22 protein-coding genes are annotated in these 26,373 nt (G+C 53.1%); 12 read left to right on the top strand and 10 right to left on the bottom strand.

Translation table 11 applies throughout. The annotated features are described in order from the left end of the window. Positions 1-14 precede the first annotated feature (14 nt). Entirely contained in the window at positions 15-140 is a 126-nt protein-coding gene (locus tag AC1931_RS08880) for a hypothetical protein (protein WP_483876892.1), read from the bottom strand. 174 nt (positions 141-314) lie between these two features. On the opposite strand from AC1931_RS08880, the gene AC1931_RS08875 reads away from it, so the two are divergent. Together AC1931_RS08875 and AC1931_RS08870 are read left to right on the top strand one after the other, a co-directional pair. Next, the gene (locus AC1931_RS08875) at positions 315-2,351 is read left to right on the top strand and encodes an ATP-dependent helicase (RefSeq protein WP_483876891.1); all 2,037 of its coding nucleotides are present in this window, start codon (positions 315-317) and stop codon (positions 2,349-2,351) included. Between the two features lie 45 nt (positions 2,352-2,396). Next, positions 2,397-2,789: an OsmC family protein gene (locus tag AC1931_RS08870; protein WP_483876890.1), complete on the top strand. Its 393-nt coding sequence runs from the start codon at positions 2,397-2,399 to the stop codon at positions 2,787-2,789. Between the two features lie 4 nt (positions 2,790-2,793). On the opposite strand, the gene AC1931_RS08865 is transcribed toward AC1931_RS08870, so the two are convergent. After that, positions 2,794-3,756, bottom strand: coding sequence for a YbgA family protein (locus AC1931_RS08865; RefSeq protein WP_483876889.1), 963 nt, complete (start codon positions 3,754-3,756; stop codon positions 2,794-2,796). 120 nt (positions 3,757-3,876) lie between these two features. Here AC1931_RS08865 and AC1931_RS08860 point away from each other — a divergent pair, with 120 nt between their 5' ends. Together AC1931_RS08860 and AC1931_RS08855 are read left to right on the top strand one after the other, a co-directional pair. Continuing rightward, complete coding sequence (locus AC1931_RS08860; RefSeq protein WP_483876888.1) at positions 3,877-5,406, top strand: SDR family oxidoreductase; 1,530 nt, start codon at positions 3,877-3,879, stop codon at positions 5,404-5,406. A 136-nt stretch (positions 5,407-5,542) separates the two neighbouring features. After that, a complete protein-coding gene (locus AC1931_RS08855; RefSeq protein ID WP_483876887.1) occupies positions 5,543-7,240 on the top strand; it encodes a sensor domain-containing diguanylate cyclase in 1,698 nt (565 codons plus the stop codon). Between the two features lie 20 nt (positions 7,241-7,260). Here AC1931_RS08855 and AC1931_RS08850 read toward each other — a convergent pair whose 3' ends face one another. Both AC1931_RS08850 and polA read right to left on the bottom strand, forming a co-directional pair. Next, positions 7,261-9,789, bottom strand: coding sequence for a glycogen/starch/alpha-glucan phosphorylase (locus tag AC1931_RS08850; RefSeq protein WP_483876937.1), 2,529 nt, complete (start codon positions 9,787-9,789; stop codon positions 7,261-7,263). A 51-nt stretch (positions 9,790-9,840) separates the two neighbouring features. Then, positions 9,841-12,528: a DNA polymerase I gene (gene polA / locus AC1931_RS08845; RefSeq protein WP_483876886.1), complete on the bottom strand. Its 2,688-nt coding sequence runs from the start codon at positions 12,526-12,528 to the stop codon at positions 9,841-9,843. A gap of 171 nt (positions 12,529-12,699) precedes the next feature. Between polA and AC1931_RS08840 the strand changes: the two genes are divergently transcribed. Then, a complete protein-coding gene (locus tag AC1931_RS08840; protein WP_483876885.1) occupies positions 12,700-14,121 on the top strand; it encodes a radical SAM protein in 1,422 nt (473 codons plus the stop codon). A gap of 70 nt (positions 14,122-14,191) precedes the next feature. Further along, on the top strand, positions 14,192-15,091 hold the full coding sequence (locus tag AC1931_RS08835) for a L,D-transpeptidase family protein (RefSeq protein ID WP_483876884.1): 900 nt from the start codon (positions 14,192-14,194) through the stop codon (positions 15,089-15,091). 60 nt (positions 15,092-15,151) lie between these two features. Here AC1931_RS08835 and AC1931_RS08830 read toward each other — a convergent pair whose 3' ends face one another. Next, a complete protein-coding gene (locus AC1931_RS08830; RefSeq protein WP_483876883.1) occupies positions 15,152-15,484 on the bottom strand; it encodes a YgdI/YgdR family lipoprotein in 333 nt (110 codons plus the stop codon). Between the two features lie 391 nt (positions 15,485-15,875). On the opposite strand from AC1931_RS08830, the gene AC1931_RS08825 reads away from it, so the two are divergent. Together AC1931_RS08825 and AC1931_RS08820 are read left to right on the top strand one after the other, a co-directional pair. After that, positions 15,876-16,775, top strand: coding sequence for a dihydrodipicolinate synthase family protein (locus AC1931_RS08825; protein WP_483876882.1), 900 nt, complete (start codon positions 15,876-15,878; stop codon positions 16,773-16,775). 59 nt (positions 16,776-16,834) lie between these two features. Continuing rightward, positions 16,835-17,185, top strand: coding sequence for a 4a-hydroxytetrahydrobiopterin dehydratase (locus AC1931_RS08820; protein ID WP_483876881.1), 351 nt, complete (start codon positions 16,835-16,837; stop codon positions 17,183-17,185). A gap of 260 nt (positions 17,186-17,445) precedes the next feature. On the opposite strand, the gene AC1931_RS08815 is transcribed toward AC1931_RS08820, so the two are convergent. Together AC1931_RS08815 and AC1931_RS08810 are read right to left on the bottom strand one after the other, a co-directional pair. Continuing rightward, positions 17,446-17,622, bottom strand: a complete 177-nt coding sequence (locus AC1931_RS08815; protein ID WP_483876880.1) for a hypothetical protein — start codon at positions 17,620-17,622, stop codon at positions 17,446-17,448. 59 nt (positions 17,623-17,681) lie between these two features. Next, on the bottom strand, positions 17,682-18,053 hold the full coding sequence (locus AC1931_RS08810; protein WP_483876879.1) for a pyridoxamine 5'-phosphate oxidase family protein: 372 nt from the start codon (positions 18,051-18,053) through the stop codon (positions 17,682-17,684). A gap of 116 nt (positions 18,054-18,169) precedes the next feature. Between AC1931_RS08810 and pdxR the strand changes: the two genes are divergently transcribed. Further along, positions 18,170-19,567, top strand: a complete 1,398-nt coding sequence (pdxR, locus tag AC1931_RS08805; protein ID WP_483876878.1) for a MocR-like pyridoxine biosynthesis transcription factor PdxR — start codon at positions 18,170-18,172, stop codon at positions 19,565-19,567. A gap of 60 nt (positions 19,568-19,627) precedes the next feature. Beyond that, positions 19,628-20,434 carry a hypothetical protein gene (locus AC1931_RS08800; RefSeq protein ID WP_483876877.1) on the top strand — a complete coding sequence of 269 codons (807 nt, stop codon included), beginning with the start codon at positions 19,628-19,630 and terminating at the stop codon, positions 20,432-20,434. A 195-nt stretch (positions 20,435-20,629) separates the two neighbouring features. Here AC1931_RS08800 and katG read toward each other — a convergent pair whose 3' ends face one another. The 3 genes from katG to AC1931_RS08785 form a co-directional block, all read right to left on the bottom strand. Next, on the bottom strand, positions 20,630-22,822 hold the full coding sequence (gene katG, locus AC1931_RS08795; protein ID WP_483876876.1) for a catalase/peroxidase HPI: 2,193 nt from the start codon (positions 22,820-22,822) through the stop codon (positions 20,630-20,632). Between the two features lie 335 nt (positions 22,823-23,157). Then, positions 23,158-23,355, bottom strand: coding sequence for a 30S ribosomal protein S21 (gene rpsU / locus AC1931_RS08790; protein WP_191153948.1), 198 nt, complete (start codon positions 23,353-23,355; stop codon positions 23,158-23,160). A gap of 89 nt (positions 23,356-23,444) precedes the next feature. Then, on the bottom strand, positions 23,445-24,569 hold the full coding sequence (locus tag AC1931_RS08785) for a THUMP domain-containing class I SAM-dependent RNA methyltransferase (RefSeq protein ID WP_483876875.1): 1,125 nt from the start codon (positions 24,567-24,569) through the stop codon (positions 23,445-23,447). A 170-nt stretch (positions 24,570-24,739) separates the two neighbouring features. Here AC1931_RS08785 and AC1931_RS08780 point away from each other — a divergent pair, with 170 nt between their 5' ends. Together AC1931_RS08780 and AC1931_RS08775 are read left to right on the top strand one after the other, a co-directional pair. Then, the gene (locus AC1931_RS08780) at positions 24,740-25,441 is read left to right on the top strand and encodes a PilZ domain-containing protein (protein WP_483876874.1); all 702 of its coding nucleotides are present in this window, start codon (positions 24,740-24,742) and stop codon (positions 25,439-25,441) included. A gap of 113 nt (positions 25,442-25,554) precedes the next feature. Then, positions 25,555-26,319: a hypothetical protein gene (locus tag AC1931_RS08775; RefSeq protein WP_483876873.1), complete on the top strand. Its 765-nt coding sequence runs from the start codon at positions 25,555-25,557 to the stop codon at positions 26,317-26,319. Positions 26,320-26,373 lie beyond the last annotated feature (54 nt).

Below are 26,373 nucleotides of genomic sequence, written 5' to 3'. Positions count from 1 at the left end.
TGGAATTTAAGGCTTCAGGACGGGTTGCTGGTAATCGCTACCGTCGCCGACTCATCTGATGCAGGTGTCGCCCCGCTCCAGGAAATCAACAGCAGTGAGGCCCAGAGAATGCTGATAATAATGATTGAAATTCGAAACATGGCGCGCAATCTAGCAGAAGCATCTGAGAGAATCAACTGCTTTACTTAAAGCTTCCTTTTTTTATTCAAAGGCCAATCAGTCTTCGATGAATTTCCTGGCAGCCATCCCCTTGACCCGCCGGACGTTCTCGGGTATCAGATAGTTCCACTACTTCACCCGGCAGGCAAACCACCATGTTCGATCTGAATCAACTCAACCCCCAACAACGGCAGGCGGTGACCCACGGCACTGGCCCGTTGTTGCTGCTGGCCGGCGCCGGCTCAGGCAAAACCCGGGTCATTACCTGCCGGATTGCCCACCTGTTGCGCCAGGGCACCCGTCCCGAACAGATACTGGCAGTCACCTTTACCAACAAGGCGGCGCGCGAAATGCGCGAACGGGTACAGGAGCTGACCGGCCGCAACGCCGTCAAGGGGATGACCATTTCCACTTTTCACGCCCTCGGTGTGCAGATTCTCAAGAGCCACATCGACCGCCTCGGCTTTAAACGTAACTTTTCCATCTATGTCGGCAGCGACCAGTTACGCCTGATCCGCGAACTGCTGCGCGAAACCGGAGCTGACAGCACAAACCGCGACGCCGAACAGATCCTCTGGCGGATTTCGGCGGCCAAGAACCGTCTGGTTGATGCCGCGCAGTATCAGCCCAACCAGCGCGATCCTCTGTCGCACCTGGTAGCAACTATCTACCCGCGTTATCAGCGAGCGCTAAAGGCCTATAATGCTGTCGATTTTGACGATCTGCTGCTTTTAACCGTCCGCCTGCTGGAAGAACAAAGCGAGCTTCTGGCGCACTATCAACAGCGCTTTGTCTATCAGATGGTCGACGAATACCAGGACACCAACCCGGTCCAGTATCAACTGCTCAAACTGCTGGCCGGAGGGCACAGCAATCTTTGTGTTGTTGGCGATGATGATCAATCTATCTATGCCTTTCGTGGCGCCGACATCAGCAATATCCTTGATTTTGAGAAGGACTTCCCCGGAACGCGGGTCATCAAGCTGGAGCAGAACTATCGTTCCAGCGGCAATATACTGGCGGCCGCCAACCACCTGATTGCCAATAACCGCCAGCGTCGCCCCAAGACCCTGTGGACCAGTAGTCCGGCGGGGCACGACATCGAGTATCTGCGCTGTGACGACAGTGAAGACGAAGCGCGCCAGGTCGTCGAACTGATCCACACCGAATGTTTTCGGCATCAGCGAAAATTCAGCGATTTTGCCATCCTTTATCGCACCAACACCCAATCCCGGGCCTTTGAGGAACAGCTGCGCTACGACAACATCCCCTATGTTCTGATTGGTGGTCAGCAGTTTTTTGACCGCAAGGAGATCCGCGACCTGGTTGCCTATCTGCGTACCATCCTTAATCCCGCCGATGAGGTAAATCTGCTGCGTATCATCAACTATCCCAAGCGCGGGATCGGAGAAAGCAGCATCGATCAGATCATCCGCTGCTCGGCCGATCAAAACACCAGCATCTGGACATTGCTGCAGCAACCCGAACAGTTCGCTGGTGTGGGGCAAAAGACCCTGACCGCCATCGCTGATTTTGTCACCCTGATCAAAAATTACCAGCGTAAATTCAAGAACCCTTTGCGCCTGCTCGACACCCTGCGCGATCTGCTCAGCGAGTTGAAACTGGCAGATGAAATCTACCGCCAGGAAAAAGATCCCCAAACCGCCCAGCGGCGGATTGAAAACCAGAACGAAATTCTCAACTCCCTGGGCGGCTATATTGAGCGCAGTGAGCGCCCCAGCCTCGCCGGCTTTGTCGATGCCATCTCCCTGCTCGATGCTGATCCCGCCGGCAAGGACGATAAGGAAAAGTTGCTGTCCGGCAACACGGTGACGCTGATGAGTCTACACTCAAGCAAGGGCTTGGAGTTTCCGGTGGTTTTTCTTGCAGGGATGGAGGAGGGCTTTTTGCCGCACAAAAAATCCCTGGATGTCACCTGTGATATCGACGAGGAACGGCGACTCTGCTATGTTGGTATTACCCGCGCCGAAAAGCGGCTGGTACTGCTGGGTGCCCGTCAACGTCGTAAACATGGCAAACTGGAGCTGCGTGAACCGAGCCGCTTTCTGGCGGAACTGCCGCAACAGCTGGTCGCCAGCCGAATGGCAGGGATACCGGCCGATGGCGGGGAAGAAGAGCAGGAAAAAAGCGCCAATCAGTTTTTTCAGCAGATGCAGCAACTGCTGGGGTAAGCTGGGAGCTACTCAATATCACCTTGCTATCAGGAGTCGTTGGTTATGCCCACAGTTGAAGTAAGTTTTCCCGGCGGCGTTCAGGTTGCCGCCAGTGTCGGTTCCTTCGATATTCTCACCGATCAGCCGCCCGAGGACGGCGGCAACAATGCCGCGCCTTCCCCTTACGATCTCTTTTTAAGCTCGGTGGCAACCTGCGCCGGCTTTTATGCCTTGCGCTTCTGCCAGCAGCGTCAACTCGCGACCGAAGGATTAGCCATTGCGCTGGATATCGAGCGCCACCCTGACACCCGGCGACTGGAAACCATCAGGATGAAACTCAGCCTGCCGACCGATTTTCCGGAAAAATACCAGCAGGCGATCCTGCGCAGTATTGACCAGTGTTCAGTGAAAAAGGCGCTGAGCGATCCACCCGAAATCGAATTGACCCTCGGCTGAAGTTTCATATCTGATTGAGCAGCTTCAACTCCTTGGGATGCGGATTCAGATAGTACTGCTGACGCAGGTAAGGCTGATCATACTTGCGGACAAAGTGATTCAGCAGGGTTAAAGGAACGATCAGCGGCACCAACTCCTGGCGATAATTTTCCATCAGTTGGAGTACTTCCTGTTTTTCATCGGCAGTAAGCCGGCGTTTGAAATAACCGAGAATGTGCTGCATGACGTTGACCTGCTTTTTCACCGTGGTTTTCAGGCGCAGGGCGGTCATCAACTCAGTCAGATAGCTCTCGCGCAGTTCATCCAGAGGATAATCCCGCCCCGCAGCTACCAGTTTACCCATCTGCCGATAATGCTGCGGGCTGTGCGCCATGATCAGCAGCTTGTGGCGGGTATGAAAATCCACCAGCCGCCCAAGGCTGAAGCCTTTGGCAAGCATCTGGCGCCAGCGCTTGAGGACAAAAATCGCGGTAATAAAGTTTTCGCGCAGGCGAGGGTCATTCAGGCGGCCATCTTCTTCAACCGGTAGCAGGGGAAAGTTCTGCATGAAGTAACGGGCAAACACCCCGACCCCGACTTGTTTCGGCACTCCGTTGCGATCATAGAGCTTAACCCGCTCCATGCCGCTGCTGGGTGATTTTGCCTTGAACACAAAACCGTCTAGCTGCTCTTTTTCCAATTGCTTGACGCGCTCGCGCGCCCAGCCTTCCATACGCTCAGTGATGTCCTCACCGCTGCGCGAAAAAACCAGGCGCACCTGCTGCTCAGCGTTCTCTACCAGCCGCAAGGTTTCCCGGGGAATCGGCAACCCGACCTCAACCTCAGGACAGACCGGCACGTACTCGACATATGCGCCCAGCACGTCGCGCAGGAACCGGTCAAGCTGGTGGCCGCCATCGTAACGCACCTGTGCACCCAAAAGACAGGAACTGATACCGAGCCGGATCTTATCATTTTTATCGTCCATGCTATACTCTCCTCGCTGGGCAGATTATTATTACCTGTCGCATATTAGCAGAAATCAGCAACGAAAGAATCCCGGGGTTGTCGGTTTACCCATATCATCCCCTTGCTGCAGGAGGCGCGCGTGAGCAACAATTCCAACAATAATCTGATCCTGGTCACCGGCGGCAGCGGGTACATCGGTGGGCGCCTGATTCCACGTCTGCTTGATGCCGGCTACCGGGTCAGAGCCCTGGCGCGCACCCCGAAAAAACTGGCCGGGCGCCCCTGGGGAGACCATTCTAACCTGGAAATCATCAAAGGGGATGTGCTTGATCCTGACAGCCTGACCACAGCGGCGGCTCACTGCCGCGCCGCCTATTATCTGGTTCACTCCATGCTTCCAGGGGTCACCGATTTTGCCAATACCGACCGAATTGCCGCAGAAAACATGGCCCATGCCGCAAGCCATGCCGGCTTGGAGCAAATCATCTACTTAAGTGGACTGGGTGAAGATAACGCCGCCTTAAGCGACCATCTGCAGTCACGTAGCGAAGTTGGCGACTACCTGCGCCAGGGGAACGTGCCGGTCACTATTCTGCGCGCGGCGATGATCATCGGATCCGGCAGCGCCTCCTTTGAAATTCTCCGCTACCTGGTCGATCGCCTGCCGGTCATGGTCACACCACGCTGGGTCAGCACCCCCTGTCAACCGATCGGCGTGCGCAACGTCCTGCATTATCTGATCGGCTGCCTTGAACAACCGCAAACGATTGGGAGAACCTTCGACATCGGTCAGCCGCAGGTGACCAATTATCGCGAATTGATGGAAATCTATGCCGAAGAAGCAGGCTTGCGTAAACGGTTAATCATCCCGATCCCGCTGCTGACACCACGCTTGAGCTCCTACTGGATTCATCTGGTCACTCCGGTTCCCGCTACCATCGCCCGCCCCCTGGCTGAAGGTCTCAGCAATCCGGTTGTCTGCACCGAAAACAGCATCACCGGGCTGTTGCCCCAGGAACTTTTTGATGCGCGCAGGGCGATCCGCCTGGCCCTCGACCGTATTCGCCAGCAACAGGTTGAAACCACCTGGAGCGACTCCGGAAATCTGCACCCGGCAGAATGGAGCAGTGCCGGTGATCCAAGCTGGTCGGGAGGGAGCGCCTTTGAAGATTCTCGCGAGCTGGTCCTGGACGCAACAGCTGCAGAAATATGGCCGGCCGTCACCTCCATCGGCGGCGACGTCGGCTACTACTATGCTAACTGGTTGTGGCAGCTGCGCGGATTGATTGACCGTCTTGGGGGCGGCGTCGGTCTGCAACGCGGACGGCGCAGCGCAGCCGCTCTTTATCCCGGCGATGTCGTCGATTTCTGGCGCGTTCTGGCGATCAAACCGCAGCAGCAATTGCTGCTGATTGCTGAGATGAAACTGCCGGGCAAGGCCACTTTATCCTTCAGATTAACCGAGCAGGACAATGGCACGACCACCCTTCAGCAAACCGCCCGCTTTTTGCCCAGAGGGCTGTTGGGTCTGCTCTACTGGTATCTGGTCACCCCTTTTCATTTTTTTGTCTTCAATGGCATGATTCGCGGCATTGCCGCAGCGACCAAAAAACCGATCAAATCAGGGCCGCAGAAGATAAATGCTGCCAACAGTCCTGAGGCTTCGTAAAGTTGACCCCTCCTTAACAGCTCATCTGCTATTGAACCGCACAACATCCTGAACAGAACGGCAAATAAATACTACACCCGCCTATAAAAGCATGCTAGCATCCCGGACCAAATCAAAATAATCATGAGGGTCCTGCATGAAAATACCGTTGCCCGATCTGCTGAAACTGGAACTTGAACAGGCCAGACAGCGGATCAATCAACTGGAGCAGCAGCTGCTCGTTTTAAACGGCGCCGACCAGTCAATTCTTCCGATCACGCGGGTTGACAAGGAGTTAAGGCCGTTATTTGACAGCAGCGAAGACCTGATTATTCTTGTCGACCTTGAAGGACTTATTATTTTTGCCAATCTGGCTACGATGGATTTATTAAAGAGTGTCCAGGGAATTGATGTTCTCCCCGGCATGGCAATCACCAGCATTTTCCCTCCTGATCAGGTCGATTTCATTCTGCATAGCCTGAAACTGGCACAGCGGGGCAAAACCCTGCGCACTAATTATCCCGGCAGCAATCGGCGTGAGTATGCCGCCATTATCCAGCCGGTACGTGACAAAGACACAATTATCGGCATATCCATCTTCGCTCGAGATATCACCGAGACCCACGAAATCCAGGAAGAACTGCGCCGTTACGAGCAGATCATTGCCTCCAGTCCCAATCTGATTGCTCTGGTGGATCGCAATCATCAGTTTCAGATGGTCAATGATGCCTACCTCGAAGCATTTGATAAAGAGCGTCGGTTTCTCATCGGAACCCATATCAAACAAATGGTCGGCGATGACACCTATAGCGAATTTACCCGGCCAATTCTGGAACGCGCCTTTCTCGGGGAGCATATTCAGGCCGAACGCTGGCTTGACTGCCCCGGAAATGGTCAACGTTTTTTTAATGTTTCATACCATCCCTTGCGCAGTCAGGATCTTCAGCCAAAGTTTGTTGTCATCAATGCCAGCGACATCAGCGATTTCAAACGCGCCGAAACCAGCCGCCAGCGAATTTTCGAGCTCTCTCTGGACATGCTCAGCATCAGCACCATGGCTGGGCAGTTCATCGAAACCAATCCGGCTTGGGGGCGCACCCTGGGATGGTCTGCTGAAGAGCTTAGGGACAAAAACTGGCTGGATCTGGTCGTTACAGAAGACCTCGACAGCAGCACTGATGTTGCTGCCCGGCTGAATCGAGGAGAAAGCGTTGTCGGATTTGAAAACCGTTGCCGTTGCAAAGATAGCAGCATTAAATGGCTGGCCTGGAGCGCGTATCCCGATCCGGAGAGGCGGCGGATTTTCTCGACGGTGCGTGACACTACAGCGCGCAAACGCATGGAAGAGGAGTTGCTGCAGCTGGCAACGACCGATCCGCTCACCGGAGCCAGCAATCGCCGTCATTTTATCGACCGCGCGACCAGCGAGCTGGCTCGCATCAGGCGTTATGGCTCACATATGGCGGTGCTGATGCTTGACATCGATTATTTCAAAGAGGTCAACGACACCCACGGTCACAGTGTCGGTGATGAAGTCCTCAGGCGCCTGGTCGACTGCTGTCATCAGGAACTGCGTGAAACCGACATCTTCGGGCGCTATGGTGGCGAGGAATTTGCGACAGTACTGGTAAACACCGACAAGGCGAGCGCCTTAAAGATCTGTGAGCGTCTTTTACAAGCCATTTCAAAATTGAAGGTCCTCACCCCCACCAGCTCAATCATCAAAATCACCGTCAGCCTCGGCATCACCATGCACCAGGCTGATGATAATTCCATCGACACACTGCTCAAACGCGCCGATGATGCCCTTTACCAGGCAAAGAATCAGGGGCGCAACCAGATTGTGCTGATCTGACAGCACCCCTGTCAGTCTTTTTAAAGAAATTTTCCGTCTTCGCCAACCTTTTTTGCCGCTACCGCCTGCAGACGCCAGATATCTTCATTGTACTGGTGCATCGTACGATCGGTAGAGAACTTGCCCGAACAGGCACTATTCAGGATACTCATCCGCGTCCAGCCCTGCTGATCACGATAGGCCCTTGACACCTCTTCCTGGGCAATCCGGTAACTGTCAAAATCAGCGGCAACCATCCACAGATCGTCGGGGTTGAGAATCGCGCGGATAATCGGATCGAAAATCCCAGGCTCAAATTGATTAAAATGACCGCTCTGCAAGAGTTGCATCACCTGCGCCAGAGGCTTGTCCGCAGCAATAATACCAGCAGGATCATAGTCCCGGCGGCGCTCTTCGACCTCCTCGGCCGAGAGCCCGAACAAAAAGAAGTTTTCCGCGCCAACCTCTTCACGCATCTCGATGTTGGCACCGTCCAGGGTACCGATAGTCAAGGCGCCATTCATCATGAATTTCATGTTGCCGGTGCCCGAGGCCTCCTTGCCCGCGGTAGAAATCTGCTCGGACAGATCGGTACCGGCGCAGACAATCTCCATGGCAGAGACATTGTAATTGGGCAGGAAAACCACCTTGAGCAGATTGCCGACCTGGGGATCGTGATTAATCACGGTAGCGACATTGTTAACCAATTTGATAATCAGCTTGGCCATGGCATACCCGGGAGCGGCCTTGCCACCAATCAGAATGGCACGGGGCACCCAATCTGCGGTATCACCCTGCTTGATCCGATTGTAAAGATGAATCACATGCAAAACGTTGAGCAGTTGGCGCTTGTACTCATGAATACGTTTGACTTGCACATCAAACAGGCTGTCTAGGGGAAAGGCAACCCCACACTTCTCTGCAACAAAATCAGCCAGCAGCTCTTTGTTCGCGCGCTTGACCTGCTGCCACTGTTGCCGGAACTCAGTGTTATCTGCAAGGACTTCCAGCTGTTTGAGTTCGGTAAGGTCGGTGGTCCAGCCACTGCCGATGCGGCTGCTGATCAACTCTGCCAGCAGCGGGTTGGCATAAGCCAGCCAGCGCCGCTGGGTCACGCCATTGGTCTTATTGTTGAATTTTTGCGGCCACATCTCGTAAAAGTCGCGAAACAGTCCCTGCTGTAACAGACGTGAGTGCAACGCTGCAACACCGTTAACCGAAAAACTGCCGACAATACCGAGGTAAGCCATGCGTACCTGCGGCACCGGCCCTTCTTCTATCAACGACATGCGCCGTTGACGCTCCAGATCTCCCGGCCAGCGCAGGGCAACCTCTTTGAGGAAACGGGCATTGATCTCATAAATAATTTCCAGCAAACGCGGCAACAGGTGCTGGAACATGCGCACCGACCACTTTTCCAGCGCCTCGGGCAGCAAGGTGTGGTTAGTGTAAGCCATGGTAGCCTGAACGATCTCCCAGGCTTCATCCCATGTCAGATGGTGGACATCAAGCAGCAGGCGCATCAATTCCGGCACCGCACAACAAGGGTGGGTGTCGTTGAGTTGAAAACAATTCAGTTCGGCAAAACGGCTGAAATCATTGCCCTTGATGGTTGTCCAACGGGCGATCACATCCTGCAGACTGGCCGACGCAAGAAAATATTGCTGCCCCAGACGCAGATTCTTACCGTTTTCACTGGCATCGTTGGGGTAGAGCACCATGGTGATTTTTTCGGCTTCGTTCTTCGCGGCCACCGAACCGGCATAATCCCCGGCGTTAAACTCCCCCAGGTCAAATTCTTCGGTGGCCTCGGCGCGCCACAGGCGCAGGGTATTGACAGTACCATTCTTAAAACCCGGGATCGGAACATCGTAGGGTATCGCCTGCACATCCTGGGTATCAACCCAACGCGCCCGACGCCTGCCATTGTCATCATAATAGTGTTCGCTGTGGCCGCCAAACTTGATGCGCTGGCGATACTCGCGCCGCTCCACCTCCCAGCGATTCATCATCGCCAGCCAGTGATCCGGCTCTTCGACCTGATAACCATTGTTGATGTTCTGGCGAAACATGCCGTACTCGTAGCGGATACCGTAGCCGTGCACCGGCAGTTGCAGGGTCGCACAACTATCAAGAAAACAAGCCGCCAGGCGCCCGAGACCACCATTACCCAGGCCGGCATCCGGCTCTGCATCGACCAGGTCTTCATAATGCAGGCAGAGATTCGTCAGCGCTTTTTCGATCTGCTGATCCAGCCCCAGATTGAGCACCGCGTTCCCCAGGGTGCGTCCCATCAGAAATTCCAGTGATAAGTAATAACAGCGCCGCGCATCGGCATCCTCGTAAGCCTGGCGGGTATTCTTCCAGCGCTCCATCAAGCGATCGCGGATGGTCAGGGCCAGGGCCTCGTAAGCGTAGTAGAGCAAACGACAATGCTGATCGCGCCCGAGGTTATTGGTGTAGTAATGACGGATATCCATTTCCAGGGAGACGGCATCCATCCCCAGGGGCGGAACATCGGTAAGTTCCGGACAAACCATATCCTTAACTGCGTAGCGCTTCAAATTCATCAAATATAATCTCCTTAAGATTCTGCTATAGCTGGGCGACAGCCCATATTCTTAATGGGCTTGCGCCCAGTTTTTACCCGTTCCCAAATCTACCTGCAGCGGCAAATCAAGAGCGACCGCCTTTTCCATTTCGTGGCGAACCAATGCCGCGACGTATTCCTGCTCTTCTTCCGGGGCCTCAAACACCAGCTCATCATGAACCTGCAGCAACATTCGGGTCTGCAAATCCTCGCTACGCAAGCGCCGGTCGATATTCACCATGGCGACCTTGATAATATCGGCAGCACTGCCCTGAATCGGATAGTTAATGGCGTTGCGTTCAGCATAGCTGCGCACCGCGCCGTTACTGCTGTTAATCTCCGGAATGGCACAGCGCCGCCCGAGCAGGGTGGTGACATACTGATGTTCGCGGGCCTGGGCCTTTTTTTCTTCGAGAAACTCAAGCACCGCCGGGTAACGCAGAAAGTATTGATCAATAAACTCCTGGGCCTGGGCGCGACCGATCCCCAGATCCTTTGCCAGACTGAAGGCCCCCATGCCATACAGCACGCCGAAGTTGATGGTTTTGGCCTGCCGCCGCATCTCGGGCGTCACCATTTCCGGAAACACGTTGAAAATTTCCGAAGCGGTGCGGCGGTGAATGTCCTCACCAGCGGCAAAACTCTGCTTTAAGTCAGCCACATCGGCCATGTGCGCCATCACCCGCAACTCCACCTGCGAATAGTCTGCCGCCAGCAGCACCCAGCCTTCCTGCGGAATGAAGGCTTCACGAATCCGCCGTCCTTCGGGGGTCCGGATCGGGATGTTCTGCAGATTGGGATCGCTCGACGAAAGCCGCCCGGTCGCCGTCACGGCCTGATTAAAGGAAGTATGCAAGCGCCCGCTGGCGGGATTGAGCAGGCGCGGCAGGGCATCGGTATAGGTGCTTTTGAGTTTACTGACTGAACGATAGTCAAGAATGCGTGCAGCAATGTCGTGTTGATCGGCCAGTCCCTGCAGCACCTCGACGTTGGTCGACCAGCCGCTCTTGGTTTTTTTGCCCTTGGCCAGTCCCAGGCGTTCAAACAACACTTCTCCCAGTTGCTTGGGTGAGTTGATATTAAAAGCGCCGCCGGCCAACTGATGAATCTGTTCCTCCAGGGTCTGGAGGCGTTCACCCATCTCCGCCGAGAGGGTACCGAGAAAATCAGCGTCAATGCGGATACCGGCCCATTCCATACGCGTGAGGACATTGACCAGCGGCATCTCGACCTCGGTAAAGAGTTTACGGCTCGCCTCGTCCTTAAGCTCCGGCATCAGCTTGTCCGCCAGGCGCCAGGTGATGTCAGCATCTTCCGCCGCATAGCGGGTCGCCCTGGAGACATCAACCTCACTGAAACAGATCTGTTTTTTGCCCGTGCCGGCGACCTCGCTATAGGGCACGGTGCGATAATTCAAATGGGCAAGAGCAAGGGCATCGAGGCCGTGGGATTTGGCCTCCGGGTGGGTCAGGTACGACAGAATCATGGTATCGGTACTGATACCCGCAAGCTCTATACCGGCACGGCGTAACACCAGGGCATCGTATTTGATGTTCTGACCAATTTTCCGAATCTCTGGATCTTCCAACAGCGGTTTAAGTTTTTCGATGACGAGCTGCAACGGCAACTGCTCAGGCACCCCCAGATAATGGTGGCCCACCGGCACATACCAGCCGGCGTCTGCCCGTACGGCAAAAGACAGACCGACCAGATCGGCCTGAACCGCCGTCAAACTGGTGGTTTCAGTATCAAGGGCGAAGGTATCGACTTTTTTCAGCTCGGCAATCAAGCTATCCAGCTCCGCCTCGCTGACAACCATGCGATAATCGGCAGATGAATCTGCTGCCGGCTGACTCTTAAGGGCCGGCAGATCAGTGAGCAGTTTATTAAATTCCAGGCGCTTGAGCAGCGCTCGCAGCACATCGGCATCCGGTTCTTCCAGCAGCAGCTGATCCAGTTCGACCTCCAGATCAAGATCTTCAACCAGAGCCGCCAGGCGGCGCGACAGACGTGCCTGCTCAGCAAATTCACGCAGATTCTCCTGACGCTTTTTGCCCTTGACCTGATCGATGTTAGCCAGCAGGTTATCGATACTGCCGAACTCCTGAATCAGAGCACTGGCGGTTTTTTCACCGATACCGGGCACCCCGGGGATATTATCGGAACTGTCTCCTGCCAGGCCAAGCACCTCGAGGACCTGCTCCGGTGGAACACCGAAGCGCTCAATCACCTCCCCGCGCCCTGACACCTTCCCCTTCATGGTATCGAGCAGACGAATACGCTCATCGACAATCTGCATCAGATCCTTGTCGCCGGTTACCACCGTTACCTCAAGCCCCTGGGCGGCATAACGACGTGCCAGGGTAGCGATAATATCATCGGCCTCAAAGCCCTGGAGCTCCAGCGCCGGCATGCGAAACGCCGCTACCACCTCCTTGATGACCGGGATCTGCGGTACCAGATCCTCCGGCATGGCGCTGCGGTTGGCCTTATAGTCGGGATAAAGATCCTTGCGAAAGGTTGGACCCTTGCTGTCAAAAATCACCGCAATATGGTCGGGCTGTTCCTGCCGCAGCAACGTCAGCAACATGGTGGTAAAACCGTAAATGGCGTTGGTTGCCTCACCCTTTGAGTTGGAGAGATGGCGGATAGCGAAGTAGGCTCGGTAAATATAGGAAGAACCATCAACCAGATAGAGACGTTGAACCTTGTCGGACATGGGTGACCTTTTGGCAAGAACGAAATTTTTGCATTATTCCACAGATAGACAAAAAGCGAAAGACGAGAATCAGTAGCGGAAATCCGCACGATGACATCATTTTTTAATTGTTTTAGCGCGAGGCTTCAGCTACTTATGCTCATCTTTCAAACCCTGTAGCGGAGCACCCTCATGGCCCTGGCGTTAAGCGACAACAGCAAAAACCGGTTCATCCATCAGAATCAGCAAGACTATTCAGATATCTACCCTGACCTGAATTTTGTTCAGCCCCGCCAGGTCACCGAAGCAGAGCAGCAGCGCCATGACTTGATCACGAAACTAATACAAGGAGGGGGATTTTCCAGCTGCCATGGAACCAAACCCCATATGGGACCATTATCTCCCGGTTGTCGTCTGTGCATCGAAGGTTCATGGTCCTGCCTCTTTGTCAACGGCCGCTGCAACCTGAGCTGTTTTTACTGCCCCAGTTCACAGGATGACATCGGTGAACCGACAACCAACAATCTCAGCTTTGTTTCAGCCGATCACTATCTGACCTATCTGAAGCATTTTGGGTTTCGTGGCTTCAGCCTGTCCGGTGGCGAGCCCTTGCTGACTCTGGAGCGATCCCTTGACTATCTGTTAACTGTCAAAAAACACTTCGGCGACAAGATCCACAGCTGGATCTACACCAATGGCAGCCTCGTGAGCCGGGATATTCTCGCCCGCCTGCGTGATTGCGGGCTCGATGAGATTCGCTTTGATATCGGCGCTCTTGATTATTCCCTCGACCAGGCCATGCTCGCGGTGGGGCTGATTCCGACGGTGACCATTGAGATCCCGGCGGTGCCGGAGGAAATACAGCGTCTCAAAAACTCCTTGAAAAAGATAGCTGACGGCGGTATCAACTTTCTCAATCTCCATCAGCTACGTTTGACAAACCATAACTATCGTCATTTCAAAAAACGCCCCTTTAGCTATCTTCATGGTGAAAAAATTACCGTTCTCGAATCCGAACTGACGGCCCTGGAATTGCTGAACTATGCCCGCGATGAGCGCCTGCAACTGCCGATAAACTACTGCTCCTTTGTCTATAAGAACCGCTACCAGAAGATCGCTGCCCGCGCGCGCGGAGCCATGGATATGGGCAAAAGCCATGAGCAGCTAACCAGCGCCGGCTATCTGCGCAGCTGCTCCATCAAGTCTGCACCACAACCTCTGCAATCCGTCATCGCCCGGTTGTCCGATCAGGATCCAGCCTTGTGGACGCGTACCCCAGGTGGCGACCAGATTTTCTTTTCCGCATCTCTGTGGCCGCTGATCTGTGCGCATGACTATCATCCATGTGTTCAGCTCGACTATGCGGAAACCAGGGTTGGGACAGCACTGTCCTATCGCCATCCATTTCGCGAAATAAAAATGCCCGGTGGCGGCAAGATCGCTATCGAACGGGCCCAGGTCGGCAGCTTCACCCTGACCCCAACCCAGACGCACGATTATTTTGCCGCCCTGGCAACAATTGCCAATGGGGACAACAGCTGTGATATCGTAAGCCTGCTGGAGGAAATTCGTCCTTTTGAACAGATTGTACAGGGGCTCTCACCCTATTTCTGATACGACGCCATGCTTAAAAAATCAGCTCCTGCAGCATTGCCGTTAACGGAGCACTTACAAGAAGCTACTTATGACCTTAAAAAAACTTACAAAAACAGTACTTCCGGTGCTCGCGCTACTACTCATGACCTTATCGTCAAGCGGTGCCGCTCTTAAACCCGACACCCTGGTAGGCGAGAATTTTTATCAGCTGATTCAACCCGGCGACACCCTGATTGAATTGGCGCGCCGGCATGGCATTGGCTACGGCACCCTCATCAATGCCAACCCCACCATCGATCCCTGGCGACCGCCGGTTGAGCGCGATCTCCTGATTCCCCGCGCGGCCATCATCCCGTATCAGGCGCAACCGGGGATCACCATCAACCTGGCTGAACAGCGACTGTACCTGATCCGCGAAGGGCGGCAACAGACCCTGACAAGTGTCTTTCCCATCGGCATCGGCCGCGAAGGCCGCGACACGCCGACCGGCAATAATCGGGTGGTCACCATGATTGCCAATCCCAGCTGGACGCCACCGCCGAGTTTGCGCGCTGAACATCCGGAGCTGCCGGCAGTGATTCCACCCGGACCGGACAACCCCCTGGGTAATTACTGGATTGGTCTTTCCCAGGAGCACATCGGTCTGCACGGAACCAATCGCCCTTTTGGTATAGGTCGTCAGGTCAGTAGTGGCTGTATCCGCCTCTACCCTGAACATATCCAGCTGCTCTTTGAGCGCGTGCACATCGGTATGGCGGTAACGATTATAGATCAGCCGATTAAACTGGGACACCAGGAGGGACAACTGTATCTCGAAGCCCACCCCGATCCGGCCTACAGGGTAGAGGCCCCCATAGCGGAAGTCCTGCGACAACGTGACCTTATTGCCCCCCAGGCCGATATCGACTGGCAGCAGGTACGCCTCATCCTTCAGCAGCGCACTGGCGTACCGCAGCTTGTGACAACGCCGCAAAATGCGCCCCGATAACAACAAAAAGCCCCGGAGAACCGGGGCTTTTTGTTGTTATCAACCTGTTGACCGAGATATTTATTTCTGCTGGCTTAGCTCAAATGCCTTGGCGGCTTTATCGGCAGCTGCTTCAGCGCGGTCGGCACTGATCTGAGCTGAACTCGCAGCAGCGTCACAAAGAGCGACGGATTTTTCACATTTTGCCGCAGCGTTTTCAGCCCTGGTGGCAGCGTTTTCAGCCTTGGTTGCAGCAGCTTGCGCCTGCTGTGCCGAAGCAGCTACCGCCTGCGACGCAGCCAGGGCGTCTTGCATCAACTTTTCATCTTCCGGGGCCAGAGTATACTGCGTGGCACAACCAGCCAGAGCCAACACCATGGCAGCCACCAAAACACTATTGATCATTTTTTTCATTGTCTTCCTCCTTGGTTGTAGAATAAATTTTACTATTCGGGACTTCCGAATCTATTTAGAAACTCTACCATATTTCCCGCCAAAATCCTCTCCATTCTTTTTAATGCTTACATAAATATCCGATGAAACGGCAGATTGCACTTGAGGCTTTTCATTTTATACCCTTTTGGCCAGGCGGACGCATAACCGGAGCTTCTTATCCGCTCAAGTCAGTTTTTTCGAGATCCCGACCGGAACCTGATTGAGGCTTCAAACGACCGGTAAAAGCTTGATTTGCGACGGGATGTCAAAGATGTTGCTAGCGATTGAGCAAAAACTGATAATATGGTCATTGTCAGGGCAACCTTTAGCTCCCCATTCTGACAATTTCCTATCCATACCGGAGGCCCCTATGAACCTGAAAGGAATTTACCCGATTGTCCCGACCCCGTTTCTGGATAACGGGGAGGTTGATTACGCCAGCATTGAGCGACTCGTGGATTGCATGGCCAAGAAAAAGGTGCACGGGCTGGCCATTATGGGTGCCCTCGGTGAAGGCCCCAAATTGACTGACAGCGAGCGTTCCGAAATAATCAAATTTTTTCGCAAACATATGCCCGGCGATATGCATCTTGTTGTCGGCACCCGGGCACCGGCAACCGATCCAGCCCGGCTTCAGGCGCAAAAAGCTCGTGACCTGGGCGCGAACGCCCTGCTGCTGGGGCCGCATGGAATCCAGAAAGACAAACCACTACTCGAATACTATCAGCAGGTCTCCGCTGCAGCGCAGATACCTTGTGTGATTCACGATTATCCCGCGGTGACCGGTATCACCATGTCGGTGGAACTGATTACGGATATGTTCAGCACTGCAGAGCACATTCAATATATTAAACTGGAGGATCCGCCCACCGGGATGAAAATGCAGGCACTGCAAAAGACCGTCGGCAAACCGCTCAAAGTTTTCGGTGCCCTGGGGGGAAACTACGCCCTGGAAGAGCTGCAACTGGGAGCAACAGGAATCATGACCGGTTTTGTTTATGCTGAGTTACTGGTTCAACTGTTTGATTACACCGAGGCGGGAGATTGGGATGCGGCCAGGCAGCTGTTTTATGATTTTCTCCCCTTGACCCGCTGGGAATTTCAACCGGCTGTCGGCATTTCATTGCGTAAACATTTATTGCAGCGGATGGGGATTTTCACATCGACAAAAGTGCGTCATCCGGGAGTCGAAGCAGACCCTAAGACGGTTGAGCAAATGATTCAAATCATCGACTTTTTAAATAGCAAAGGCTATCAGCTCGCGATTTGATAGCCTTTATCCTTTGCAAAAGCTGCCTACAAAAACTCCAACCGAATAAGGAGGAGTCAATGATAGAAACCAGCAATCTTGCTGAAAGGAGCTGCATTCCTTGCAAGGGCGGGATCCCGCCTTTAACCGGAAACGAAATAGATGCCCTGGCAGGCCAACTCTCGCCGGAGTGGTCGGTTGAAACTGGGCATCATTTGATGTGCACCTTTAACTTCGGGAACTTCAAGCAGGCTTTGGCCTTTACCAATGCCATCGGTGAAGTCGCCGAACATGAAAACCACCACCCGGAAATCACATTGACATGGGGTCTTGTCATTGTACGGATCTGGACACACAAGATTGACGGGCTGACAGAAAGTGACTTTGTTCTTGCGGCCAAAATCAGTGCGTTGGCAAAACCGGGCCCTTAATATCAGGGGAAATGGCAACAGCTCGGGTATTCGATGGGCGCAACGGACTACGCTTTTATTCTGATTTAATTGTGCGACTCCGTTGCCATTGCCGATTTCATCTTTTCTTAAGAGCTGGAATAACTTTTGATATGATAGAAAAAAGGTCGAATCCCATGCGAAATTCGACCTTTGACCCTATTACCCTGCAAAATACGAAAGATTATGGGTTGCAGGGTATTATATTAATACGTGACTTGGTTGAGAACGTGTTCGAGCGCTTATGCCGGTGTCCAGAAGCAGCGCTTTGGTGAAACAATCTTTTCGTCTTTTTTTAATAGCGCCATGGCTGTGTCCACCGCCTTGTGATCAAATCCCCCGATTTCAGCAATTTTTCCAGCATTGAGTGGTTGCCCTGCAGCACGCATAACTTCCAGGATTTTTTCCGTAATATCCATCAACAATACCCCTAAACACGAGAGACTGTAAAACTGACCATACTCCGGGCTGCTGCCTGCTACCAGGTCTGGACTGCGGAATCAATTGTGACGGCAAGCGTTGCCCTGAGCCAGCTAAATTTTTCCTTCAAGATATCATAATCCGGCCCTGCCGTTAAAAATTCGGCTTTCCCTTTAATCAAAAACCCCGCACCAGCTCCATGCAGCCCCTGAACTTTACTGCTCGCCGTCGTGATCGCAACCTCAGGATTAATCTTAATGTTTTCCTCTGTCTTCTGCATATAACCCGCAGGAATTAAAAAGCGTCCTGCCGGTGAGATGCTGACGTAGCTGTTCCAGGTGTTGACCATATGAAGGCCATCCTCGCCAAGCGTGGCAATTGAAACAACACCATCCTTTTTCAGGATCTCAAGTAATTTTTCTGCAATCATGTCCGTCTCCTTGACGTTTAGTGTTGAAATGTTTTAGTAGACAAAAAAGAGTATATTTGATTTTTGACCCCTAAAGAAGGTATAGATTAGAAATAAATGATGGGGTCAGGTTGATTATGTTTACACTGAACAGCAGCGATACCACGCCACTTTACAGACAACTCTTCCAGCAAATCCGTGAGAAAATCCTTACCGGAACCTTACCTGCGCATTTTAAGTTGCCCTCAATTCTTGGCCTGGCTGAAGAACTGACAACCAGCAGGAATACCGTCGAAAGCGCTTTTCAAGAGCTACGCGCTGAGGGCTATATTTACAGTAAACCCCGCAGTGGATATTTCATCTCCGATATTGACAAGCAATTCGCGGTAACTTCTCAAATTGTTCAACGGAAACAGGACCTTCATCCTAAACTCGTTGAGAGTTATCCCTATGATTTTCATCCGGCCCGCCTTGATCCGGTAATATTTCCGACAGCACTCTGGCGAAAATGCCTCCTTGACGCTCTCCGCGCAAAGGTTGAGGACTTTTCCCATTACAATGACCCGCAGGGCGAATGGGGGCTGCGTTGCAATATTCAATTTTACCTGGAGCACTCACGTGGTGTTCTCTGTTCTCCAGATCAGATCGTCATTTGCTCAGGCTTACAGCAGGGATTGCACATCGTGGCTCAACTCCTCAAGGACAGTCATAAAGAGGTGGTATTTGAGAATCCCGGCTATTGTCTGCCGAAGGAGTTATTTCAAAGCCATGGTTTCACCATAATACCTATTGATGTTGGTCTCAAAGGACTTGCCATCCATGAGCTCAACGCACTTTCTGACGCTGCAGTCTACGTCACGCCATCACATCAGATGCCCCTGGGCCATGTCATGCCAGTGGCCGACCGAATGAAACTCATCTCGTGGGCAAAAAGCAGGAATGGAATCATTATTGAAGACGATTATGACAGTGAACTTCGATATATCGGCAAGCCCATCCCATCGTTACAAGGGCTGTCTCCTGACAGCAATATTATCTATCAAGGGACATTTTCAAAGGTTTTTTCTCCGGCATTACGATTGAGCTATATGGTTCTCCCGCGCTCCTTCTCAGGTAACTACCAACGCATATTCAGAAACCATTTGTCACAAGTTTCCCTGCTGTCGCAGCGGGCTATGACTATTTTCATGGAACGGGGCCACTGGGAGCAACACATCCGTCGTGCGCGAATATTTTATAAGAAGAAACATGGAATAACACTCCAAGCAATCGGGCAGTATTTTGGGGACAAAGCAAAAATAATCGGCCAGGGGGCCGGCCTTCATATCGTTCTGGAGCTGGCCAAAAGCTTGGAGGATGAAGCAGTTTTCATAGATCAGGCGCAGCAATGTGGCTGTCGGCTTTTGCCTTTTTCAGACTTCTCCATATCGGGCGAACCAAAAAACAATAAGTTGATCCTTGGTTTCGGAGGAATCACTATTGAGGATATACCGCGAGGAATCGAAAAGCTCTCCGGTATGATCAAATCATGCTGAAATAAGTCAAGGCTATGTTACTCTCCAAGATCGAATTTGTAACCGCTTAGAGGTCCTGCCATGACCGCATTGCTGCTCTATAAAATCGGCATCACCATACTGGCGGTTCTCGGTCTTTCGTTTATTGCCGAAAAGATCAGTGTCCGACTGGCTGGCCTGTTATCCGGTTATCCAATCGGTACCGCCATCATCTTGCATTTTTACGGTCTGGAGTACGGCGCCCAATTCGCAGCTGACGCTGCAATATTCAACCTCTGTGGACTACTCGCGTCGCAGTGCTTTGCCTATACCTATTACCGTGTTTCACAACGAACCGCAGCGCTTTTTATGACCTCAATCCTGGCTCTGACAGGATATCTGTTGCCGGCCCTCGTGGTTAGTCAAATAAATCCGACGAGGCTGACCGCGTTGGTCATCGCCAGCAGTGCCACGACTGTATTTTGCATCCTGTTTCGCAATAATAAGGTTAAACAGATGGTTGCGCCCCAGACATGGTCAGCCCGTCTGGTTGCTGGTCGACTGATGTTCACGGCGTCACTCGTTCTTATCGTCACCGAGTTCGCTGACATCGTCGGTCCGGGCTGGGCCGGTATCTTCTCGGCTTTTCCTGTGGCCCTTTATCCGCTGGTGTTTTTGCTGCACCGGGAATATGGGCCCGAGACAGCACAGAGCATTCTCGGAAACTTCCCATACGGGCTTTGGTCCGTTATTGCCTACGCCCTGACGGTATCTTTGGTTTACCCTCTATACGGTGTAATGTGGGGGACACTACTTGGGTTTGCCGTCGCGACCGCCGTATTGGCGATCATAGGGATAAAACCATTACTCGCATACCTGAAGAACCCTGCGAAAAACAATTGCTCCTGATCTGTTGATTTTGCCGATTTGTCCCGAATGCTCTAACACATGATTACGTGAGATCCTTGATATTGAATAGTTCAGCCTTCAATCACAGCTCATGGCCTAACGACCTTGATGTTGACCTCAGCAAAAAAAGCGCGGGGCACCGACTATCGGTAACCCCGCGCTATTAATTTGACCTGCAACTGACAAATCTCAAATCTACTTCAGATCAAACCGATCCAGATTCATCACCTTGGTCCAGGCAGCAACAAAATCCTTCACGAATTTTTCTTTGGTGTCGGCCTGGGCGTAAACCTCCGCCAGGGCACGCAGTTGCGAGTTGGAGCCGAAGACCAGATCGACGCGGGTACCGGTCCATTTAAGATCGCCGGTTTTACGGTCGCGTCCTTCAAACACATCACCAGCTTCTGATACCGGCTTCCATACCGTGCCCATGTCAATCAGGTTGACAAAGAAGTCGTTGCTCAGGGCACCTGGTTGCTTGGTAAACACGCCATGCTGTGACTGATCGGCATTGGCACCGAGCAGGCGCAGACCACCAACAAGGACCGTCATTTCCGGTGCGCTCAAGGTCAGTAGCTGAGCCTTGTCTACCAGCATCTGCTCAGCCGGCACCGTGTAGACGGTTTTCTGATAGTTTCGGAAACCGTCCGCCTCCGGCTCAAGGAAGCTGAAGGATTCCAGATCGGTTTGTTCCTGACTGGCGTCAGTGCGCCCCGGAGTAAAAGGGACCTCTATGGCGAATCCACCCGCCTTGGCCGCCACCTCAACAGCAACACCACCAGCCAGCACGATCAGGTCAGCAAGGGATACTTTCTTGCCGCCAGACTGAGCTGCGTTGAAGTCCTGCTGAACTTTTTCCAGAACACTCAGCACCTTGGCCACCTGCGCAGACTTATTAACTTTCCAGTCTTTCTGCGGAGCCAGACGAACGCGCGCACCATTAGCACCACCACGCTTGTCGGAGTCGCGGTAGGTCGAAGCAGACGCCCAGGCAGCAGCAACCATCTCGGCAACGGAAAGACCGCTAGCGAGGATTTTTGCTTTCAAAGCAGCAACGTCTGCGGCATCAACCAATGGATGATCGGCGGCGGGAATCGGATCCTGCCAGATCAGATCTTCAGCGGGAACCTCGGAACCCAGATAACGCGCTTTGGGGCCCATGTCACGATGGGTCAACTTAAACCAGGCACGAGCAAAGGCATCGGCAAAGGCTTCCGGATCCTTGTGAAAGCGCCGGGAGATCGGCTCATAAATCGGATCAAAACGCATGGACAGATCCGCAGTCGTCATCATTGGCCGACGTTTTTTAGACGGATCATGGGCGTCCTGGACCATATTCTCATCTTTAACATCCTTGGCCAGCCACTGATAGGCACCGGCAGGACTCTTGACCAGTTCCCATTCATGACCAAAAAGAGTATCAAAATAGCCATTATCCCAGGTGGTGGGATTGGGCTTCCAGGCGCCCTCAATACCACTGGTGATGGTATCGCCACCCTTGCCACTACCAAAGCTGTTTTTCCAACCCAGCCCCTGTTCCTCAAGGGGAGCGGCCTCCGGCTCAGGACCAACATGCTTGGGGTCGCCGGCACCATGACACTTACCGAAGGTATGGCCACCGGCTGTCAAGGCAACGGTTTCCTCATCGTCCATGCCCATGCGGGCGAAAGTTTCACGAACATCCTTCCCGGAAGCCACCGGATCCGGGTTGCCATTGGGGCCTTCGGGGTTGACGTAAATCAGTCCCATCTGCACTGCCGCCAAGGGATTTTCCAGCTTACGACCATCGCTGTAACGTTTGTCGCCCAGCCATTCGGCCTCGGAACCCCAGTAGATATCCTCTTCCGGCTGCCAGATATCCTCACGGCCACCACCAAAGCCAAAGGTTTTGAAGCCCATTGATTCGAGTGCACAGTTACCCGCCAGGATAATCAGGTCCGCCCAGGAAATCTTGTTGCCATACTTCTGCTTGATCGGCCACAACAGGCGCCGCGCCTTATCGAGGTTGCCGTTATCCGGCCAGCTGTTAACCGGGGCAAAACGCTGGTTTCCGGTACTGCCACCGCCACGCCCGTCACCACTGCGGTAAGTTCCGGCACTGTGCCAGGCCATACGGATCATCAGTCCACCATAATGTCCCCAGTCAGCCGGCCACCATTCCTGCGAATCAGTCATCAGCGCAACCAGATCCTTCTTGACCGCAGCCAGATCCAGTTTGCTGAATTCTTCGGCATAATTGAAGTCAGGCCCCATGGGATTGGACGCCGGAGCATGCTGGTGCAGGATCCCCAGGTTCAACTGATTGGGCCACCAGTCGCGATTGGTTGGCCCTTGACCTGCTACGGTGCTGCCAACCTTACCGGTAACCGGACACTTTAATTCGCTCATTCACCTCTCCTTTGTTAGATGGGTTGATAATAACAAAATTAATGAATGATTTTTTTTGATGTTGCATTGCAAAAATCATTCAGCACACACAATCCGAATTGTACCATTTTCACGGACGGTTTCATTCACAGCAGAAATTTTTCCACTGGAATCGGCCGCCGGCAAAAATCCTCATAATTGAAAACCTCCGGAACAAACAAGAATTATTACGAAGTAAGAATATAACTTCGCCATGACTGACTGTCAAGGTGCTCGGAATAAAAAAAGCGAAGAACCCGTTGAAAGGATTCTTCGCTTTTTATCTTGCTAAAGGAGTGTTTTAACGTCTCGACCGATCAGGCAAACCGCTTGATGGCGCGCATCTTTTTGCGCAGTCGACGCTGGGCTTCCTTCTCTTTGCGCTTACGTTTGATACTGGGTTTTTCGTAAAACTTGCGCTGTTTCATTTCACGGAAAAGCCCTTCCTGTTGCAGTTTGCGCTTCAGGACTTTAATCGCCTTTTCGACGTTGCCGTCGATAACAGTGATTTCCACTAACAATCACCCCACTTTCTTCCGAGTCTTTGCAGAAGCTTGTTGCTGGTGCAAGAGGTGGGACTTATACACTCTTAAGCCCCGGCAAGTCAAGAAGATTTGCCCGGTTCTCTAACATAGAGAGAAACCCGGATGCCCCCATGGGAGAAACCCAGCAACGGATCGAGTTTCAGCTTTCTCAGTTGTCCGGCAACAGCTGCAGGACACAGCAGGGCACACGTCCAGCTCGTAAAAACCTCGCCACATAAATATTCAATGTCACGATAAAACGGCCGCAGATCTGCACGGCCTCCCAGTCTGGCGCCATAAGGTGGATTACCGATCAACAATCCGCGCGCGCCTGCCGGCACCAGGTCCTGCAATTTCCCGAGACTGATCTCTATGCCGGCACTTAGGCCTGCACGGGCAAGATTGGCATGCGCCGCGGTTATCGCCCTGGGATTATTGTCGACACCTTTGATCAGAGCGAAACCACTATCACGTTCACCCTTTTTTGCCTCGCTCAACAACTCACACCACAATTGCTCACGGTACTTCGGCCAGAGCATAAATGAAAAATCGCGGCCGGCTCCGGGAGCCTTGTTCGCGGCGATCAACCCCGCCTCAATCGCAAAGGTACCGGAGCCGGTCATCATATCGACCAGAGGCAATGAACCGTCGTAACCACAGCTCAACAAGGCCGCCGCTGCCAGATTCTCACGCAGGGGTGCGGCGCTGCGTGCCTGGCGATAACCACGCCGATGCAGGTGATCGCCGGAACTGTCGATAGAGACCTCGACCTGGTCATCACTGACCCGTAGCAAGACCATCTGCGTCGGGCCGGCGCCCACCACTGACGATCCTAACGCTTTGCTGATCGCTTCCCGGCACACCTCGACGATGCGCCCGCTATGAGATAAGCGTGAACGCTGACTGGTCGCCCGTACCGCGCATGCTGTCTCCGGCTTGATATAGCGCCCCCAGGGCAGGCGCACCAGGCGCTGATAGAGGGTCGGGAAATCGCGGGCAGTCAGGGTCCCCAGCCGCACCAGGATACGATTTGCGCTGCGCAACCAGAGGTTGGCCAGGTAGATATCACGCACCCCACCGCTGAAACCGACCCCACCCGTTACCGGCTCCTGGGGCGATAATCCCAATCTGACAAGCTCCTGAAAACAGGTGGCTTCGAGGCCGGGAGGCGTTACCGCAAAGCAATCTCTTGGTGAATCTTTCATGATCAAACCTTTCTCCGGAACAGCAGCTAAAACTCCAGCGCAGATGGACACAGACTGTAACAACCCGCAACGATTGAAAAAAGAGAAATACGTACTCCCCATGGCCTTTTTTATGTAATATGGGAGGACATATCAGCCGTCAGAACCAGAACGGGCAAACGGAAATATTGATGAATTTCAAACGTTACTTCAAAACCGATCAGCACCTCGTGGTGCAGCGGCAGGACGACCAGTCGTCAGCTACCAGGCGTACTGAGCTGCTGATTGCTTCTGTGGCGGGGGTAGAGGGCAACCAGTTGATCGTCAACTCCCCCTATGGCAATGAGGTGCTTGAGCACTACGCTATCTCGCCCGACACGGTTATAGAAGTCACCACTGATGTCATGGGAATGGGTGCCCGCGTCAGCGGTCGTCTTGAAAAAAAACTAAGCGACAAACAATTTGTCATTGTGCTCAACTATGACATGTCGCTGTTCCAGCGCCGCGTCAAAGAACGCATCGATTGTGATTTAGGCATTCGTTTCAGTCGCGGCGCAAAGACGTTGCCGGCGATGCGTGACATCTGGAAAAAAAACCTCAACGTTCTCTATGGCCCGGAAGCACCGCTGATTTTCCAGGGATTCCGCTCCTGTCGCGTCAATATCAGCGCCGGCGGGATTTGTTTTGCGATGAAACCGGCAGCCAATCAGGGTGATCTGTGCCTGATTCTGGTTCATCTTGATGACAGCAAACCGCCGGTCTGTAGCATAGCTGAAGTTGTCTGGAGTTGCATGATCGGCGAAGAGGCAGCAACCACCGGAATGCGCTTTATCAATATTCTCAAAGAAGATCAGGATCGCATCGATACTTTTATTAAAAGAAGCAAACAGTGAAACTTTTAACCCGGGTTTGATGCAAGGACTCTTGTTTTGGCAGAAAGCCTAAGCTATAAAAGTTTCAAATCCGGACCTGTTATCTTGACTGCCTGACCTATCGGACCAACGTCATGTCACAACTCTGCGAAAACGAAGTCTACCGTGCCTGCCGCACCCTCTTCGGGCCTGAACTTCAGGTCAATCGCAATTTTCTCGATTATCTCCAGCCTTCCGGTGTGCGTTCGGCCTACCGCCGTCAGGCAAAAGAAATTCACCCTGATCGCTTTGCTGTTGCCGCCGCAGACATCAGAAAAAAACAACATCACCGGTTTCAGGATCTCAATCAGGCCCATCAAACGATCCAGCATTTTATCAAACTCCGGCAAAACAACCTGTTGATCTGGACCGCCCCTGCAACCCGGCAACGGCCTGCTGCTTCGCCCGCCAGGTATCACAACAGCAGGAATCATCAACCACATCTCGGACTGCCTCCTTACCCGCTGCAATTCGGCCTGTTCCTCTATTACCTGGGTATCGTCCCCTTTAAAGAACTGATTTCAGCTATCACCTGCCAGCGCCGCCAGCGTCCACAGATTGGTGACATTGCCAAGCGCTGGGGCTGGCTGAACGATTATCACATCCGGCAGATCATTACTCACCGCGGCAAACCCCTGCGCTTTGGTGAGAAAGCCGAGCAGCTGGGCCTGCTCACTGCACAGCAAGTTCGTACCCTGCTCTATTACCAACGCACGCGTCAGCAGCAATTGGGGGAATATTTTGTCGAACAGGGACTGCTTGACCGCGACACACTTCACAATCTGCTTGGCCAACTTGCCGAACACAACCGCAAATTCCGTAAAGGCAGCAGCGGTCAGTACTATTATTATCACTCCTGACCAGTGCCAAATTCCGGTTTTATTGACAATCATCCGGTACGGATGACATAGCCG

The sequence above is a fragment of the Pelovirga sp. C15f genome, assembly GCF_057178085.1.
The sequence above is the reverse complement of the archived record's forward strand: the minus strand, read 5'-3'. Positions and strand labels throughout refer to the sequence as shown.

What these genes read in the sequence shown, in the direction of transcription:
- AC1931_RS08800 (WP_483876877.1), top strand. Translation starts at nt 19,628, where the DNA reads ATGACCGCATTGCTGCTCTATAAAATCGGCATCACCATACTGGCGGTT.
- AC1931_RS08815 (WP_483876880.1), bottom strand. Translation starts at nt 17,622, where the DNA reads ATGGATATTACGGAAAAAATCCTGGAAGTTATGCGTGCTGCAGGGCAA.
- pdxR (WP_483876878.1), top strand. Translation starts at nt 18,170, where the DNA reads ATGTTTACACTGAACAGCAGCGATACCACGCCACTTTACAGACAACTC.
- AC1931_RS08850 (WP_483876937.1), bottom strand. Translation starts at nt 9,789, where the DNA reads ATGAATTTGAAGCGCTACGCAGTTAAGGATATGGTTTGTCCGGAACTT.
- AC1931_RS08775 (WP_483876873.1), top strand. Translation starts at nt 25,555, where the DNA reads ATGTCACAACTCTGCGAAAACGAAGTCTACCGTGCCTGCCGCACCCTC.
- AC1931_RS08870 (WP_483876890.1), top strand. Translation starts at nt 2,397, where the DNA reads ATGCCCACAGTTGAAGTAAGTTTTCCCGGCGGCGTTCAGGTTGCCGCC.
- AC1931_RS08780 (WP_483876874.1), top strand. Translation starts at nt 24,740, where the DNA reads ATGAATTTCAAACGTTACTTCAAAACCGATCAGCACCTCGTGGTGCAG.
- AC1931_RS08875 (WP_483876891.1), top strand. Translation starts at nt 315, where the DNA reads ATGTTCGATCTGAATCAACTCAACCCCCAACAACGGCAGGCGGTGACC.
- AC1931_RS08820 (WP_483876881.1), top strand. Translation starts at nt 16,835, where the DNA reads ATGATAGAAACCAGCAATCTTGCTGAAAGGAGCTGCATTCCTTGCAAG.
- AC1931_RS08825 (WP_483876882.1), top strand. Translation starts at nt 15,876, where the DNA reads ATGAACCTGAAAGGAATTTACCCGATTGTCCCGACCCCGTTTCTGGAT.
- polA (WP_483876886.1), bottom strand. Translation starts at nt 12,528, where the DNA reads ATGTCCGACAAGGTTCAACGTCTCTATCTGGTTGATGGTTCTTCCTAT.
- AC1931_RS08855 (WP_483876887.1), top strand. Translation starts at nt 5,543, where the DNA reads ATGAAAATACCGTTGCCCGATCTGCTGAAACTGGAACTTGAACAGGCC.
- AC1931_RS08830 (WP_483876883.1), bottom strand. Translation starts at nt 15,484, where the DNA reads ATGAAAAAAATGATCAATAGTGTTTTGGTGGCTGCCATGGTGTTGGCT.
- AC1931_RS08835 (WP_483876884.1), top strand. Translation starts at nt 14,192, where the DNA reads ATGACCTTAAAAAAACTTACAAAAACAGTACTTCCGGTGCTCGCGCTA.
- AC1931_RS08785 (WP_483876875.1), bottom strand. Translation starts at nt 24,569, where the DNA reads ATGAAAGATTCACCAAGAGATTGCTTTGCGGTAACGCCTCCCGGCCTC.
- AC1931_RS08840 (WP_483876885.1), top strand. Translation starts at nt 12,700, where the DNA reads ATGGCCCTGGCGTTAAGCGACAACAGCAAAAACCGGTTCATCCATCAG.
- AC1931_RS08865 (WP_483876889.1), bottom strand. Translation starts at nt 3,756, where the DNA reads ATGGACGATAAAAATGATAAGATCCGGCTCGGTATCAGTTCCTGTCTT.
- katG (WP_483876876.1), bottom strand. Translation starts at nt 22,822, where the DNA reads ATGAGCGAATTAAAGTGTCCGGTTACCGGTAAGGTTGGCAGCACCGTA.
- AC1931_RS08880 (WP_483876892.1), bottom strand. Translation starts at nt 140, where the DNA reads ATGTTTCGAATTTCAATCATTATTATCAGCATTCTCTGGGCCTCACTG.
- AC1931_RS08810 (WP_483876879.1), bottom strand. Translation starts at nt 18,053, where the DNA reads ATGATTGCAGAAAAATTACTTGAGATCCTGAAAAAGGATGGTGTTGTT.